This window comes from Methylophaga sp. F-2 (genome assembly GCF_056859315.1).
Map to the genome: position 1 here is coordinate 1 of NZ_JBSXOF010000009.1, position 17,020 is coordinate 17,020.

General features: G+C 43.7%; 16 protein-coding genes. 9 read left to right on the plus strand and 7 right to left on the minus strand.

The genetic code is table 11. The annotated features are described in order from the left end of the window. The 4 genes from AC13DA_RS00750 to AC13DA_RS00765 form a co-directional block, all read left to right on the plus strand. Positions 1-3,446, plus strand: a 3,446-nt coding sequence (locus tag AC13DA_RS00750) for a hypothetical protein (protein ID WP_482945778.1), incomplete at its 5' end; no start/stop codon positions are given. Between the two features lie 96 nt (positions 3,447-3,542). Next, on the plus strand, positions 3,543-4,871 hold the full coding sequence (locus AC13DA_RS00755) for an FAD-dependent oxidoreductase (RefSeq protein ID WP_284451107.1): 1,329 nt from the start codon (positions 3,543-3,545) through the stop codon (positions 4,869-4,871). A gap of 82 nt (positions 4,872-4,953) precedes the next feature. Next, positions 4,954-5,811: a chemotaxis protein CheW gene (locus AC13DA_RS00760; RefSeq protein WP_284451108.1), complete on the plus strand. Its 858-nt coding sequence runs from the start codon at positions 4,954-4,956 to the stop codon at positions 5,809-5,811. A gap of 234 nt (positions 5,812-6,045) precedes the next feature. Further along, positions 6,046-6,999 (plus strand): helix-turn-helix domain-containing protein, encoded by a 954-nt coding sequence (locus AC13DA_RS00765; protein ID WP_284451109.1) that lies wholly within the window; start codon positions 6,046-6,048, stop codon positions 6,997-6,999. Here the strand turns inward: AC13DA_RS00765 and AC13DA_RS00770 are convergent. The 4 genes from AC13DA_RS00770 to AC13DA_RS00785 form a co-directional block, all read right to left on the minus strand. After that, positions 6,946-7,677 (minus strand): cytochrome c oxidase assembly protein, encoded by a 732-nt coding sequence (locus AC13DA_RS00770; protein WP_284451110.1) that lies wholly within the window; start codon positions 7,675-7,677, stop codon positions 6,946-6,948. The two genes, AC13DA_RS00765 and AC13DA_RS00770, sit on opposite strands and share 54 nt — an antisense overlap. A 4-nt stretch (positions 7,678-7,681) precedes the next feature. Further along, the gene (locus AC13DA_RS00775; RefSeq protein WP_284451111.1) at positions 7,682-9,694 is read right to left on the minus strand and encodes a primary-amine oxidase; all 2,013 of its coding nucleotides are present in this window, start codon (positions 9,692-9,694) and stop codon (positions 7,682-7,684) included. Positions 9,695-9,803: 109 nt separating this feature from the next. Further along, entirely contained in the window at positions 9,804-10,151 is a 348-nt protein-coding gene (locus AC13DA_RS00780) for a hypothetical protein (protein WP_007144764.1), read from the minus strand. A 23-nt stretch (positions 10,152-10,174) separates the two neighbouring features. Beyond that, entirely contained in the window at positions 10,175-10,681 is a 507-nt protein-coding gene (locus AC13DA_RS00785; RefSeq protein ID WP_050797515.1) for a DUF6515 family protein, read from the minus strand. 325 nt (positions 10,682-11,006) lie between these two features. Between AC13DA_RS00785 and AC13DA_RS00790 the strand changes: the two genes are divergently transcribed. Beyond that, the gene (locus AC13DA_RS00790; RefSeq protein WP_284451112.1) at positions 11,007-11,885 is read left to right on the plus strand and encodes a sugar phosphate isomerase/epimerase family protein; all 879 of its coding nucleotides are present in this window, start codon (positions 11,007-11,009) and stop codon (positions 11,883-11,885) included. Continuing rightward, positions 11,878-12,891 carry a fatty acid desaturase family protein gene (locus AC13DA_RS00795; protein WP_284451113.1) on the plus strand — a complete coding sequence of 338 codons (1,014 nt, stop codon included), beginning with the start codon at positions 11,878-11,880 and terminating at the stop codon, positions 12,889-12,891. Before AC13DA_RS00790 ends, AC13DA_RS00795 begins: the two co-directional genes overlap by 8 nt. 21 nt (positions 12,892-12,912) lie before the next feature. On the opposite strand, the gene AC13DA_RS00800 is transcribed toward AC13DA_RS00795, so the two are convergent. Continuing rightward, positions 12,913-13,524 carry a TetR family transcriptional regulator gene (locus AC13DA_RS00800; protein WP_284451114.1) on the minus strand — a complete coding sequence of 204 codons (612 nt, stop codon included), beginning with the start codon at positions 13,522-13,524 and terminating at the stop codon, positions 12,913-12,915. 258 nt (positions 13,525-13,782) lie between these two features. Between AC13DA_RS00800 and AC13DA_RS00805 the strand changes: the two genes are divergently transcribed. Beyond that, positions 13,783-14,268, plus strand: coding sequence for a hypothetical protein (locus AC13DA_RS00805; protein ID WP_284451115.1), 486 nt, complete (start codon positions 13,783-13,785; stop codon positions 14,266-14,268). On the opposite strand, the gene AC13DA_RS00810 is transcribed toward AC13DA_RS00805, so the two are convergent. After that, complete coding sequence (locus AC13DA_RS00810; RefSeq protein ID WP_284451116.1) at positions 14,265-14,594, minus strand: tyrosine-type recombinase/integrase; 330 nt, start codon at positions 14,592-14,594, stop codon at positions 14,265-14,267. The genes AC13DA_RS00805 and AC13DA_RS00810 overlap by 4 nt on opposite strands. 12 nt (positions 14,595-14,606) lie before the next feature. Beyond that, entirely contained in the window at positions 14,607-14,864 is a 258-nt protein-coding gene (locus AC13DA_RS00815) for a site-specific integrase (RefSeq protein ID WP_284451117.1), read from the minus strand. Positions 14,865-15,062: 198 nt separating this feature from the next. Between AC13DA_RS00815 and AC13DA_RS00820 the strand changes: the two genes are divergently transcribed. Both AC13DA_RS00820 and AC13DA_RS00825 read left to right on the plus strand, forming a co-directional pair. Continuing rightward, positions 15,063-15,776, plus strand: a complete 714-nt coding sequence (locus AC13DA_RS00820) for a RipA family octameric membrane protein (RefSeq protein ID WP_284451118.1) — start codon at positions 15,063-15,065, stop codon at positions 15,774-15,776. A 58-nt stretch (positions 15,777-15,834) separates the two neighbouring features. Beyond that, positions 15,835-16,647: a DUF2971 domain-containing protein gene (locus AC13DA_RS00825; protein ID WP_284451119.1), complete on the plus strand. Its 813-nt coding sequence runs from the start codon at positions 15,835-15,837 to the stop codon at positions 16,645-16,647. Positions 16,648-17,020: the final 373 nt, after the last annotated feature.

A 17,020-nucleotide genomic window follows, 5' to 3' on the forward strand; every position in this document is an offset into this window, starting at 1 on the left:
CAGAGCCAGAGCCAGAGCCAGAGCCAGAGCCAGAGCCAGAGCCAGAGCCAGAGCCAGAGCCAGAGCCAGAGCCAGAGCCAGAGCCAGAGCCAGAGCCAGAGCCAGAGCCAGAGCCAGAGCCAGAGCCAGAAAATACTGAGAATTTGGCAGTCGATGAATTATTGGCTGATTTTGAGCAAGCTGAGGCTTCCGAAGATGATTTAATGTCTGAACCTTCGGCAGAACAGATAGATGAAGTTGACGCGCAAGATGCGTCTGTCGATATCCAGCAGCAAGCTGAAGAAGCAGAACAGAATGACATCATAGATGAACCTGCTCAGGATGATGTTGTTGCGGATACCCATGACCTTGCCGACGAACTGCTTGCTGAAACTGAGGGTGATAACAGCGCTGACTCTGAATCAGCTGTTCAAGTGAGTGATATTGAAGCATCGGAAGAGATCAATATTGATATTGAGGCTGAACTGCCTGAGCAGACGATGGATGAAGAGGTTAGCCCTGTTCCAGAAATCAATGAGAGCCAAAATGAGCTAACTGAAAATATTGAGCTTCAATCTGAAATTGATGAGTCGATTTCTGATGTCAGTGAAACGGTAGAAACGTCGGAACCGGATACGGTTTTAGATATTCCGCAATCATCTGTAAACGACGGAGTTGACGAAAATTCTGAACTTCTCTCTGAAAATATTGAAAGTTCACCGCCAGAAGAACCCGTTGCAGAAGCTGAAGCGTCTGATACAGTTGACGATACTCATCTCGATATAGAACCAGTTGCGTCATTAGACGCTGAACAATCTGTGACTGAAGAAGCCGTCCTTTCCGAAGCTCAGCCATCAGACATCGATGAAAGTACAATACCAGAAGCGTCTACTGCAGAAGCCATTGAAGATGCTGAGCCTGAACCTGTCCCAGTACCTGTTGAATCATTAGAGACTGAAGCAGATATCGAAAACTCGGTTGATGAGGCTGCGCCAGAAGAGACAGAAAGCCAGTTAGACGCTGAACAATTTGTGACTGAAGAAGCAACTTCCTCTGAGCCAGAGCAGATAGAAAGTGATGAAAGCGCAACAACGGAAGCGTCAATTAGTGAAGTCCTTGAAAACACAGAGCTGGAACCTGATTCGTTTGAATCAGCAAGTGAACGTCTGATTGAAGAACCCGCTGATGAAATTGAAGCCAGTTTTGAACTTGAAACACCTGCTGTTAATGAATCCGATGATGCTCAGAATGAGACTGAACAGGATGAAATCGAAGAAAGTCTGGATAGTGATTTAGCCGATTCAACAGCCGAAAGCTGGCCTGAAGATTCTTCCACAATTGCTAGTGATGACTCAACTCAAGCTGACCTGGATGTAGTGTCAGATGTTGATAATAATGAGATACAAGACACGATTTCTGATTTCTCGGTTGAGGAAACAGAATCCAGCGCCAGTGATATTATTGAACCACCGTCAGACGATCTGACTCCGGAACTTGATTCAGTGAGTGATGAGTCAGACATCACTGAGATTGAATCCGTAACGGCTGTTGATACCGATGCTGACTTGGAAGCGGTTGCTGAGAGTGATGATATCGAACCGTTAACAGATGATGTGTTTGAACAGGCAACATCTATCACTGACGAAGATGACGATGCTGCTGAAGCGTTTGTAGATGAGAACACGACCGAGGCAGATGAGCTTTCCATTATTTCTGAAGATGAACCGGAGTTAACAGAAGCCCCGCTGTCGGAAGATGAAGACACTTTACATGCTGAGCCTGACAATATTATGTCGGAACAGCCTGAGTCTGATATTGATCTTGAGATGATTGAAGAGCCTGATGTCGCTTCAGATGATCAGCCTGACATTATCGAAGGTGACAGTTCAGCACTTTCAGCTTTTGAGACCGATGAGCTTGAAGAACCTGCACAGACATTGGATGAACAACAAGTTGCTGTTGAGCCAATAGATGAATTTCCAGAAAGTGAAGATATTGCTGATGAAGCCTCATTAGAGCTAACTCCACCGATTACAACTGAAGAACCGATTGATGAGATCACGAGTGAATTTGCTGGTGATGAAGAGCTGAGCCCTGAACCGGTTGAGACAGAAAATAAACAATCAAGAAGCCTAAAAGATTTCCTAAAAAGCGATAGTTTTGACTTCAAACCGAGCGTAACGATAGATAGCGCTGACACAGAAGTGCCTTTGTCAGAGAATGCTGCTGAGGTATCTGAACTTACGGAAAACGAGGTCACTCCGTCTGATATTGACTCGATAGCAGAAGATTTTGCTAGACAAGCTGATTCAGTAGAGGATGCTATTGCAGAGCCAGAGCCAGAGCCAGAGCCAGAGCCAGAGCCAGAGCCAGAGCCAGAGCCAGAGCCAGAGCCAGAGCCAGAGCCAGAGCCAGAGCCAGAGCCAGAGCCAGAGCCAGAGCCAGAGCCAGAGCCAGAGCCAGAGCCAGCCTTCCAGACAGAAGCAGAGCGTTTACGCCTCCTCATGACAGCTGAAGACGCGGACGATGAAGTTGACTCTGAAACTGAAGTGCCGGAGCAAAGGGCTTCGAGTGAAGATACGCCTTCTGCACCCTCGGAAGAAATTGCAGAAATGCGATCAGAGCTGGATGAATTGCGTGAAAAAGTACGCGCCAGAACAGCACAACTTCGTGCTGAGGCGAAAGCACGTAGTAGCCAACAAACAGCGGCTGAATCAACACCTGAACCTGAACAAGAGGCGGTGACTGAAACTCCAGTTTCTGATGATGAGCCTGAAGAAATAACAACAGAATCGCCAGTCTCTGAAGCGGTGAACCTCGCAGATGAAGAGGTAGAGCCGGAATTAGTTGATATTGAGACAGACGATGACGTTGATCTGGACTTATCTGTTGCTGAGTTTGAGGTTGAATCTGACCTACCTGACATCGATGCAGATGAAGAATTTGATCTGGACGAGGTTGCTCAGACAGTAGAAGATGAACTGACTGATATAGAACCAGAACAAGATGAAAAAGCATCAACCTCAGAGGCTGCGTCCAGTCTGACCTATGACGTCAATATTATTGATGAACGTAAGCTCGAAGATGAATCGATTCAGTTTTCAGCAATGTATCCAGCACCAGCTGAAGATGATGATTCACCAATGGTTGATGCTGCAGAACAAGCTACTTCGGATGTGGAGCAGTATTTTAATGAGGATAAGGTTGATGAACCGGTCAATCTGGTTGATCCCAAATCTGCAGTATCCGATATGTGGCAGGACCTGACAGAAGAACCATTGCCCTCTGATGATGAGCTGGATCAGATGTTTAAAGAAATCAAGGATCTTGAAAAGTCATCGGATGTTGAAGAGGATGATGATAGTGATGAGTTGGATGCTGAATCTGAGCAGCAGGATCGTTTGCAATCAATCTTGTCATCTATTCCCTCTTTTTCGCAGATGAATAAGAAAAAAGACGATAAGTAGGGTCTCGCATCAATAACAGCGTTTCATCGCTATTTTTTGCCTGCGATGAAACGCTGATTCTGCTAAAATCTGCGCCAGTTTTTTCTGGGATAAAAAATGACAGACCAAGTCCATGATGTAGCCATTATCGGTGGTGGCGTATGCGGTACTGCGCTGATGTATTTGCTTACTGAATACACCGACATTCAAGATATCGCTCTGATTGAAAAATATGATCATGTTGCCAAGGTGAACTCTAACGGGCGAAATAACAGTCAAACACTTCATTGTGGTGATATTGAAACCAATTACACCCTGGAGAAGGCCGCTAAAGTTAAAGCCTCTGCACAGATGATTGTTAATTACGCTGACGATCTGCCTGAGCGGGACGAAATCATTTTTAAATACCCCAAAATGGTATTAGGTGTGGGTGAAAAAGAATGTGCGATGTTACGTGAGCGTTTCGAGCGTTTTCGTACTGTTTTCACTTCCATGCAACTGTTGGAAAAAGAGCAAATTGCCGAAATTGAACCTAATGTGGTGATGGTGGATGGCAAGTTTCGAGAAGAGCCTTGTGTCGCATTAGCGGTTCTTGATGAATACTCGGCAGTTGATTACCAGCGTTTGGCTGAAAGTTTTGTGGAACAGGCACAAAAACGCACAGATAAAACTCCGCATCTCTACATGAACAGTCATGTACAGGACATTATTGAAAAAGATGGTCTGTTTTCGATTGTCACTGAAGGTGCTGTTATCAAGGCAAAAACAGTGGTGGTATCAGCGGGTGGTCATAGTTTGTTACTGGCCCAGCAAATGGGCTACGGACTGGAGTTTTCCTGCTTACCTGTTGCTGGTAGTTTTTATTTCACGCCACCATTGTTAAACGGTAAGGTTTACACCGTACAAAACGATAAACTGCCATTTGCAGCCGTTCATGGTGATCCGGATGTGTTGATTGAAGGCAAAACCCGCTTTGGACCAACAGCACTGTTATTACCGATGCTGGAACGCTACAACAGCAAAACATTTTTTGAGTTCCTGCGGGTATTAAAGCTGGATTCACGAGTGATGAAAGTGTTCTGGGATCTATTTAAGGTCAAAGACATCCGTAATTACATTCTGAAAAACTTCCTGTTTGAAGTACCTCTGCTTCGTCGCTGGTTATTTATGAAAGATGCCCGCAAAATCGTACCTTCTCTGCAATTAAAAGATGTGACCTTTGCTAAAGGGTTTGGCGGGGTACGTCCTCAACTGATTGATAAAAAATCATCTCAGTTGATGCTGGGTGAAGCGAAAATCAATCCAGGCACCGGTATCGTCTTTAATATGACGCCTTCACCGGGAGCAACCAGTTGTCTGGAAAATGCGGAGCTGGATTTGCGATTTGTCTGTGGACGACTCGGGGCACAGATTGATGAAGCCCGATTAAGAGCTGACCTGCACTGATAAAAATAAATTTGTTTCAGTATCAGTTTAAACAGCCGATATAGCTCTATATAAACAGACAGCTTTTGGATGGAGACAGCACATGGCACTGCATTCTGCTCAAACGACTAACGCTACTAAAGCATCAGAGAAAAGGCAGGTTTTCACCTTCTTTATTGAAGATATGATGTTTGGTCTCAACGTCGACTATGTGTTGATGCTGGGACAGGATGTTGATGCAATCCAGAAAGTCCCTGTGGAAGAACGTGGTCTGAAAGGGGTGATTAAATATCAGGGTATTGTCGTGCCCGTTCTGGACTTCGCTCACCGAGTTGGTGTTACTTCAGGTATCGATAGTAAATTAGCAGTGATTGATGAGCTAAGACATTATGAGCAACAGCATATCGACTGGATGAATGCGCTTGAAGCTGTCATTACTGGTGGTGGTGAGTTTAAATATCCCACCGAATTAAAAAACTGCAAATTCAGTCAATGGCGAAAACAATTTCACGCCAGAGATGAAACCTTAATGGATCTGCTGGCATTATTTGATGTCAATCAGCAGGCACTTTATGAAACGGCAGAACGATTGCTGACACTTCGCGACAGTGGCAATACGGATGAAGCCATCGAGTTGTTGCATCGTGAACGCGGCGCCACTATCCAGCGAATGAAGACACTATTTAGTCGCGTTATTGAACATTTACAAGCGGCTATGAGACAAGTGTTGTTATTCGTAACCGATGATGGCAAAACGCCCAGATTTGCCCTGTTAATCGATGAAATTAACGATGTCGTGACATATGATGCCAGTGAGTTTCAGGCGAGTAATGCTGGTGCTTTGGCTCAGTTAAGTCAGATTGGCAAAGTGCTTGATGGAATATATACACGCGACAATTCACCAGATTGCCTGTATTTCAACATCGATAAATTGATCGATGAGCCGATTACTGTCGCTTAATGTTTTTATCATTTTCAATTCATTGATGCCCGATATTTAAACATTGCTCTGAAAATGCCCCAAATCAGGGCACTGAAATAGCTTGATTGCTGTTATCTTACAGCTGTTCCTAAATATCAAACTTATTGTATTTATTAGAGAAAATCTTATTTGAAACGCTTCCTTCTTGCTTAGACAGACAGCGGTTCATTTTTTGCTTACATCCTATTATTAGTCATAATTGGTGTATGCATTATGTTCAGTCAATCAGCCGTTTTTGATGATGTGTATCAACATGCTCATTCGTTACAGGACTGGCCTCAGGAATACGATCAGTTAAGCTCCGGTAAATTTGAAGGCTTTCTTGAAGATATTCAGATGGATGCTGTCCGGGTGTTCCGAGAGCGCATGAAACAGAGCGTTGTTCAGGATACTCATACGCCAATGGGCAAGATTAGTATGATGATTCCTCATCATGTTGAACCGAGTGATGCTTCTGAGCAAGCACGGCAGATTATGGCCTCAGGTATTACCTTATTACCCTATGAAAGTGACTTTTCTTTCGTTGGGCCTGAAGAACTCGATTACAGCATTATTTCGATTGACCATGAGCGTTTAGCTGAACTACTGAGTCATGAAACTTACACACGCTTGATAGGTTTTAAAAAAAGTTACGGTATAAAAACCGCTCCTGCATTTTTGGTGAACTTACGTCAGCAACTGTCTGAATTGATTGAGAGTTTAAAGACCGTTTCGCAGACTGCCGCTAATGCAGAACTGATATTAAAAGCGACGGAAGATAAACTTATCCAACTGGCATTAACGATTTATGAAGCAGATGATAAGGATAACAGTCAGCTAAAACGGCTTGGAAATCAACATAATTATATCGTGCAGCGTTGTCACGATTATGTCGCTTCAAGCGAAGGCAGTTGCGCGAGTATTGTAGATATTTGCAAAGCATTGAACATCCCACACCGCACCTTAAATTACAGCTTTCACAAGGCCACCGGCACTTCACCTATGCAGTATCTGCGAGCTGTTAAGTTGAATGCAGCCAGACGGGAACTGACAAAAAGCTATCTCCCGGTCACGGATATCGCCGCCAATTATGGCTTTTTCCACATGGGGTATTTTTCTCAGGAATATCGTCGTTTATTTGGAGAGACGCCGAGCATGACGCGAAAACGTTACGCTGATCGCGTTTGATTGCCAGTAGAGAAAACCAGACACAACGAATATCAGACCACCAATGAATTGATCCTGGATCGGTGACATTTGAAGCCAGCTTGGTAATGTACTCATCATATGATGGTGGTGGTGATCAGTATGTGTCGCGCTGTACATCGTTGGGAAAATAAACATCAACAATCCCCATAACAATAATGGCATCACGACTGTTATGTTGTTTAACTTCTGCCAATAACGTGTCTGGTAATGCTGACTTAACATCGATAAGCATAATGCTAAACCACTTAAAGCCATCAACCACTTCATGCCACTGTAGACCAGTGAACTTTGCATTAATAAGGGGTGAAATGAAGGCAACATCCACACCCAGGTCAGTAAAGCAAACAGACTCATCAACAGTGTAATAGGCCAGTGAGATAAGGTTTTATCCCTTGTCATATCAGCTGTTTGAAGATGATGTAATGAACCAATCCATAACAATGGAGCAAAATGATGTACCAGCACGCTTTGCAGACTATGCAAACTGATAGAGTAGCGTGCCAGCTCATCAAACCACGGCAGCATACCGAGCAAAAACACCAGATTACCCGTGAAGAATAATCCGGGCTTTGCCAGTAGCGTTCGCTTAACAGCCCATTGTTGCAGCGTGATAATGACTACCACGCTGCACAAGAGATCAATCAAACTTAACCACATCAGTCTAGCTTGAGCAGCAGCTTGAGCCGGATTTCACGGTACCAGTTACCGTATCAACGCTGTGATTATTGCCCTCAGCAGGCACATCCATCGCCGCATTACCCATAAAGAAGTTATTCGGTTTCAGGGTGAAGCCAACATACTCCACTGGCATGATAGGGAAGTCCTCAGGTTTACAGACATGGGTATGACCAAAGGTATGCCAGACCACGATATCGGTGTTTTCTATCGGACGATCTTTCTGTATGTAATACGGTAAACCTTCACCTTTATTCTGGTTAGGATAAAAGCCAGACGCATTCATTTCAGCCGGATCATACGGCGTGACCCATAAATGCTTTTTAGCAAAACCGGCACGTTGGGCTACATAACTTTTATCATGAGCCAGCATCACCGGATTATGCTCAGCAACGAGTTTATATCCGGTAGGATTACCCACGGCATTAATGCTGTTTGGGTTGATGATTTTCCAGAACCGTCCAGTCTGACCATTGGCTTCGCGAGCGGCTTCCAGTTCGGTTTTAAAGACAGTGGTTTCGGTGTTAAACACATTACCCCAGGGATTTTCTTGTTCATCCATTTCCCGTGGTGTGAAGTTGGTTTCGACCACGGAATTATTTTCGCCATCGAGCATCATATGCAGACGAGCACTGAAGAAATGTTGATGGGTTGGGCCATAGATTTCGGGCGTGACCATGCCACCAAATTTGGGTTTTTCACCAGGAACCAGTGCACCTGTCTGAATAATGCCGGTCAGCTTGGTTTCCTGTTGAATGGTGCCATCCTGATATAAATACCAATAAAACCCGTAATCATAGTTACCCACGGTACAGAAGAAACTGATCACCAGACGACGTGAACGACGCATTTCGTAGGTTTCACTGCGGAACTCGTAATGTTTCCACAGTGTGCCGTAATCTTCCTCGTGCATACAGACCGCGTTTTTCATCAAGAATGGCACGCCATTATCATCGACGGTTGGAATATCAAAATAGCGAATCGCGCCCAGACAGTCGCAGCCCAGCTCAAGCTGATTGGCTAAGCGACCAAGACCATACTCACCACCATCAAATGCACATTTCCAGTAATGATTAAGACTGGTATCAGAGTAGGGCACCGCCATATCGTTGATACTGGCGCGATAAATAATAGGCCGTAAACGATCACCATCCTGATAACTTAACTGATTTAACACCAGGCCTTCGCGAGGGTTATACCCCAAACGGAACTGCCATTTCTGCCAGTTAACTTTCCAGCCATCAACGGTGAAACTGACGCCTTCAGGCTGTGTTATTTGTAGAGGTTTGAGATCGTCACGCGGTTTAGCGAGAGACGGAGTGTCGTAATTGTGTTTAGTTTTGGGGACGGGGATATTCTGACCATCGTCTAACAACTCGATGACCTTGCCTTCATTTAAATCGATGATCGCCACCAGACCATCAATAGGGCGGGCATAACCATTATCGACAATATCATCACGGACGAATGCCACGCCACGCATTAAACGTCGGCCACGGTATTTCTCATCATCGCCAAAGTAACCAAATGACCAAGGGTCAATTTGAATGGTTTCAATATCTTTATCGGTTAATCCACGACGCTTAACGGCTTCAATAAAGCCCGGATCGGCCTGGACGATATCCACACAGGTGAAGAACTCTTCCATCATAATCGCCGGTTGTCCGGTGACTTCAGGGTCAATCTGTTCCCAGCGTGTAATGGTGTTGGTATTCAGATCAATCATGGCTTCATGAATGGCACCAGATGCTTTATCCAGTACCACAGCAAAAGCACGACGTGAAAATGTTTGGCCTTCCTCGAAGGCTAATACTTCGGCTTTTGAAGGTTCTTCAAGTTGCACATAAGGGAAACGACACTCAGCGCCCAAGCCTTTTTCTCTTCTAAGTAAATCAGAAGCGATGGCAATCTCTTCAATGGTTAATGGATCAAGTGGATGGCTTGGCGTAACGCCGGGTGTGGTTTCGGGTTTATAAGATGTTTCTAATGCGTGATTCATGGTGACCTCGTAGTAGTGATTTTCTGCTATCAATACTAGTGAGATCTGAACACGCCAATATCACAAACTGGCAAAATCGACATCCATGTCGATCTTTGGAAAACTGAACTTAGTTAGGTGTCTCTATTCTGGGTTTATTAAACCCTTTGGTCTCCATGCATGACTCAAAAGCTGCCAGGTCAGCTTTACTTGTTTCATGGCAGTCCTGTATCGCGGACTTAAGTTTCTCATCCACTTCTTTCGGTGGTGCAGGTATGCTGGGTGGAGGCTGATGGTTAAATCCTTTTTGTTGCATACAGCTATCAAATAGTTCAACACTGCCCTTGGCTGAATCACGACATGACTTCATTGCATTTTCGAGAGCAGCTGGATCCATTCGGTCTTCAGCAGCATAGCTCACTCCCATCGTGCAAAGAAAAAGTGCAATAAATAAACCTGATTTAAGCTGATTATGCATATTAAATCCTTATCAATAATGAACTAGCGAAGTGGATTTGTTACGACAACATAATTTCCAATACTGTTTCCAGAAACAGGTAAGTACCAGTTTTCACCAACCACGTAATAAGCCTGTCCTTGATACTCAACTTTTTTGGCTGATTTCGGTAACTGGCTAACAATCGTTCCCGGCTCCAAAGCACTTGATGAAGTAGTGGAAGCTGCTTTTTCAACCACGGTGTAGGTGCCGGCGGGTGGGGTAGACACATAGACGTATCTGTCACCTTCTTTACGGTAGTAATACATGCCATCTACGACGGCATAAGTCACACCTGCCAGTAATGCCAGTGCTACGCCTTGCGGCAGAGAATAACCAAAATAATAGGGAGGGATTCGTCCAGGACGTTCATGGTGGTAACCATCATGCACGATGAAATGTGGTCCACGATCCGGTCCTGGTCCCGGTCCGCCAGGCGGCATGGCATAACTGGATAGTGATACGAATAAAAGTGGGCAAAGCGCAGTAGCTAAAATGAAACGCTTCGTCATATAGGTGTCCTTAATAAAATAAACAGATTTTTGTTCGATGCTAATTATATTGAGCGCCTCTGTTAATGCGGGTTTAGTTAGGTAAAGTTTTATTAGTGACTGAAGGGCAGTGCTGTGAAGATAATGCCCCAAAAGTTAACACCGGCAGCACAATCTAAGTGCAAAAGAGACGCTGTTTTCTACTATTGTCAAATATAACAATCAAGCTATTATCCTCTAAGGTCAACCATGGTAAGGCTTTGAAACATATTGTTATTTATACATACATGTTGGCATGTTGTTTGCTCGTCCACTGTTATGTTAACTAATTAAGAGCCAGTCACAGATGACGATGAAGCTAAAGAATTTCAAAACAGTTTGGGGTCACACAGGCACTATCGAAGAAGCGATTATCATGGCGAAAGAGGCCGGATTTTCAGGGCTGGAAGCGCCTGCCAAACATGATGACCCAAGCCATTTTCCTGCTCTTGAAGCGGCTCTCGCAAAACATAATATTGAATGGATTCAGGAAGTCTGCACCGCTGGTTCTTATGTACCAAGACGTCGAGCCAGTGTCGAAGAGCATCTATCTGACCTGGAATCACAAATCATTTTAGGCAAATCACTCAAACCCAAATTTGTAAATGTGATGGGTGGCTGTGATGCCTGGCCTATTCAAACCAGTATCGACTTCTTCAACGCCGCCATGGATATTGCAGACAAACATGGTGTGCTGTGTTCCTTTGAAACGCATCGCGGTCGTAGCTTCTTCTGCCCATGGAATACCATGGCGATTTTAGAACACCTGCCGGATATCAAAATCACCTGTGATTTTAGTCATTGGGTGGTGGTCAGTGAACGCCTAATGGATAGTGAGTGGGATGCCATCGAACTCGCCGCCCAACATGCTCATCATATTCATAGCCGGGTAGGTTATGACCAGGGGCCACAAGTGCCACATCCTGCGGCACCAGAATATCAAGCTGCGTTAGAAAGTCATCAGCGTTGCTGGGAAGCGATCTGGTCTGCTCAAAGAGATCGTGGTTATTTAGAAACCACCATGACACCAGAATTTGGGCCAGATGGTTATTTGCATCATCTGCCGTTTACCAATGCACCGATTGCAGACTTATGGGAAATTAATCGCTGGATTAGTCATACCGAGCAGCAGCATTTCGAGCAATGGCAAAAAGCCACCAAGTTAGCTGAGGTGTCACATGGCTAAAAAATTTCAACTTCGTGATCCCGCCGGTGCAAAATACAGTATAGGCGTATTGGCCTACATCACCGTCACTTACTTTGGTGGCTGGGCTGCGATGTTTGCTGATAACTGGCTGATAAATATCCTGGGCATGTTGGCCTGTGCCCACGGCATGATTATCGCCGCTTATCTTTTACATGACTGCGGGCATAATGCCTTATTTAAAGACAACAAGGACAACGCCAAACTGGGCAAAGTACTCAACTGGATTACAGGCAGTTGTTATGGCCGTTTTGAAGATATTCGTTACAAACACATGCGTCATCATGTTGATAACTGTGATCCCGTGGTCTGGGATTACCGGAGTTATCTAAAACAGCACCCAACGATGGAAAAGGTCGTTAAAGCGGCTGAGTGGGCATACATTCCAGCCATAGAAATTATGATGCACACCATGCTGGTGTTTGCACCATGGGCGATTGAATCAAAGCGTGATCAACGTGCTCGGGTTTTGACAGTGGTATTAATCAGAGGCGCGTTATTGCTGGCGGTGTTATTGATCAGCGTGAAAGCCTTTGTATTATATGCTGTCGCTCAGCTCGTGTTGTTCACAGTATTACGCTTTATGGACTGTTATCAGCATAACTACGAAGTCATTTTTAACCTGGATGATCCGGATGCCGTGTTCCCTCATCGTCGTGATTTTGAGTACGAGCAGGCCAATACCTACAGCAACTTATTGTCACACCGCTATCCGTGGCTGAATATGCTGGTGCTGAATTTTTGTTATCACAATGCTCACCATCAAAAACCGATTCTGAATTGGTATGAGCTGCCAGCCTTACATAAAGAAATGGGTGAAAAAGTCGCACCACAAACGCTGACTTTCTGGGAGCAAGCCCGTTCTTATCATAAACATCGTGTGGCACGTATTTATGCTGAAGAATATGGCGATGACGAAGTCACTACCTCATTAAAAGAGGGAAGAGCAGTCGGTGTGGATGCCTTGAGTTTTCTGACAGCATTTTAATAAAACCAAAGCCCTTGGTCGCTACTGAGGGCTTTGTAATAAACGCACAAACTCGGCCACATAAAACTCGATATTCGCCTCAAGCTGATTAAGCTTGGGATTCACCATCCAGCTTTGTGTCACACCCATCAAATAGCTATACATCGAAATCGCCACCACCTGACTATCCGTGCTGGCCTGACTTTTTGACTGCTGACGATAGCGATCAACAAAGCATGCAAAAGTGCTGATAAGCGACACCGTTAACGCTCTTTCCCTTTCCAGTGAAGGCGATACTGATTCCGTGTATTCGGTTTTATTCAACAAAATCTCAAATGACTGGCGGTAATAGGTATCTTCAAATAATAAACTCAGCCACTGGCGGGCAAAGTTACTCGCCGCTTCGATGGGCTCCTGACTATCATCACACTGAGCAATGAGCTTTTCTAATGGCGCCTGAGAATAGGCCAAAATCTCTTCAAATAACTCTTCTTTATTAGCAAAGTGCCAGTAAATCGGCCCACGCGAGCAACCCGCCTCATCAGCAATCAACCGTAATGTCGTGCCACTGTAACCACGCTGACCAAATAACTTTAACGCCGCATCAATCACTTTCTGTCGAGTTTTCGCTGCGTCTTCTTTGCTTCGTTTCATAAGTATTTTTCTTGGAGAAAATCAGATAGTAGCTTGAGGGGGGGAATGCTTCAAATTTAAACCTGTGAATGGTTATGGCAAGGGATAATTTATTCCGCTTTATTGCTTAGTATCAAAAATTGTGAAATATTTTAGTTCTTCTATGGATATGTAATCTCTGTCATTAATAATCAGTATATTAGGGATATTGAAAAATGAATTATTATGAAGTCAGTAGCCACAGAAAAACAAACTGATAAGTTACCTATGGAGTGAATATTGGAAGAGCTAGTAAAGACCGTGTCAGATTGGCCACTTATCATTCAGGGAGCATTGGGCTCCGGCTTGTTTTGGTTAATTTTACTAATTGGCCAAAAGTTATCATCAAAATTGGCTGACGCATTCTCATCGTATTCTTCCAAAGCAAAAGAGGATCAGCTTAATATTCTGTGGCAAAAATATGCTGGACTAAAGGCCCACTATAATGGTGACAAACAACTAAGTACTAATTTTCAAGTTGGCCTGTTGTACCAAGCTAGTAGAGCTTTTTTTACCGGCTTAATATGGTTTGCTCTGGGGTTAATTTTCAATAGTATCATTCCAATCCTAGGAATTGTTGGCTACTTAGGTTTTATTTTCTATTTATTCAAATCGTTGGGTTGTGTTCAACGCATTGAGAAAACAGATCCCGAAGAAAAACTGAAAGAAATCAGTGAGCAACTAAGAGAAATCCAACTTAACAAGCAAAGGCAGTCAGATGACTAAGCATACTGAGGATTTGATAGATCATTTTTCAAGAGTCTATCGACACGCTTAATTTCAGCTTTCAGTGGTACATGTAACTCTTTCGCTAAAGTGACAATGCGACTTTTGGCACCTTTATAATCCCATACGTGCAATTGGCTCAGATCAAACTGGACATCCTTCACTCGTAAACGTAAAAGCTCCATCCGCCTTAAACCCGAGCCATACAACAATGAAACCATCAGCTTTTTCACACCTGATAGCTTTGCAATTAAACAACTGATTTCGTCAATAGTTAAAACAACGGGTAATTTTTTCTTCCGGTTTGATTTTTTGAAGGACGCCACATAACCCACTTCTTATGCTAAAAACTTTGTTTTCATAAAGACAATGGCATTTAGTGCGATTGCTTGGGTTGATGCAGATACATGCCGGTTCACTGCTAAATGCGTTAAGAATTGTTCTATGTGTCGGTCACTTAATTCTTTTGGATGTTGCTTGCCATTAAAAACTATGAAATATTTAATCCAATACAGATAGGTTTTAACTGTTCGACGACTATATCGCCTCGTCAGCATGAAGGATTCGATTGAACTCAAAAATGGAGATTTTGCCATGCTAATTGCCTCTTCCGTGAAACAAATTCATTCCAAAGATAACAAAGTCTTGGCTCTAATTTTCCAACCTAGTTCTACTTTTTGGCTCTATTTATCAAAAAAAATAATCGATATTTCATTAAAAAACAGATGGTTGAGAATTTTAAATCCGAATTATGAAGCGACTTCTTTAATATTTATTATGAAGCCAACGGCTTCATGAAAGACACTGTTAGGCATATGGAGAACACTATCAAACTATTACGTAAAATTTGGAAGTTTTTCTATAAGGAGGAAGAACCTGACCTAAGGAAAGTAACTGAAGATGAGTATTTTCGTACGTTTATAGAAAACAGCTCGGAAGAGAAAATTCTCAAAGCGTATGATGTTGCTTGGTCGGCAAAGAATTTCGAGATCGAGAATTATTGGAGAAGGGCAACTTATTTCTGGGCATTCCAAGTTGCATCATTTGCCGCATACTTTGGAGTATTTAGTTCAAGTTTTTATGCTAAAAATACCGAGGTCCTTTATTGTGTCATTTGCATAGGGTTTGTTACTGCATTTGCTTGGGCGCTAATTAACAATGGTAGTAAATCATGGCAGCGAAATTGGGAAAATCATGTAGATATGCTAGAAGATTTAGTTACAGGACCACTCTATAAAACTGTCTCAGTTAAAGATACTTTTTCTGTTTCCAAAATCAATGAAATAGTTAGTTACTTTATTACCACCATATGGCTCTTGCTTGGCGCAAAGTACTTTATGGAGAATATAACTTTTAGTACAACTAACAATAATGGCATCAATTGGGTAGTGGTTGGGAGTACCATCAGTGTCATATACTTCACGGGTGCTATGTGGTTTGGTCATGGTCGGGGTCGTTTTGGTAAAAGAACCGTAGAGTTCAATCGCCGAGGTGAAAAAAATGCCTAACAAGTCAATGGTGTGGGACTTTCTTCACTGCGTTTCGACAGCCCCACATTGAAACGTTATGGCAAGCTTGGGTCTTCCGAAAAAACTGTATAAATACGAAGCTTTCACCATACAGTCGCTTCTCAATCTTAAGAACCAAGTTGTGTATTTCGGGCCACCCTCAGGCTTTAACGATCCATATGATTGCGCACTGAAGGCTGATATTCACGAGATAGACCCCAGCGAAATTGAAAAATTTAGGTCGATCTATCTGTCCAAGCCGTGGCCACCTCATGTGAAGCAAGCATTAGAGGAAAAACCTCCGGCGGATCTGAAGCCGATGTTGATGAGAGCAGCTAGGTCAGCCTGTGAAGATATCATTGAAAAGTTCATCGAAAATCGCGGCGTTTCTTGCTTCTCTGAGGTCAACGACGAGCTTTTGATGTGGGCCCACTATGCCGATAAATATCAAGGATTTTGCCTCGAGTTCGATACCGAAACGGAGCTTTTTGAAAAGGCGAAAAAGGTAAAGTATGTCGACGAGATGCCTAAGCTGAATGCTTTGAGCGTTTTCGCAGATGGAGAGCGAAGAGAAGTCCTTGACCTTTTTTGCACAAAATCCAAGGCATGGAAATATGAGCGTGAGTGGAGGTGCATTCACAGTGAGGCAGGCACTCCGTACACGTACCCGGCAGAAGCGCTTACTGGCGTTTACTTTGGGCCGAATATGCCTCGCGATGTGCTGGAGATAATATGCTTGGTGCTACAAGGTCAAAATCCGAACGTGAAATTTTGGCAGGGGGAGCGAAGCGCTTCGATGTTCAAGGTGGAGTTTCAGAATTTCTCTTATACCTCTCATCTAGAATCCGAAAACTCAGGCAAGCAGACATAACCATTCGCTTAAGTCGGAAAATCAAGGGGCCAGTGGACCAATGGGGTCAGACTGTGACCGATCCCCACAAAATTCAGCTCATCATACCTAACGGTTTGGCCATTAATTGTTGTATCTTTGAATGAGCAGCCAGCCAATCTCGCTGTTTTAGTCTCAACTGACGATCCTTAAAAGCTCTCAAGCCAATAAATTGATTGGATAATATGGTGTGAAGGAATCAAGGGGGCAGCCACTGACGGATCCCCACAAATAATCTAGTCATAAACTGGCACCTGCATCAACAACTGTATTTTTTTATTCGCTGCTTCCCACTCTCGTTTTTTTAATCGTAATCGTCGGTCTCGAAATGCCCTCAATCCAATATATTGATAGG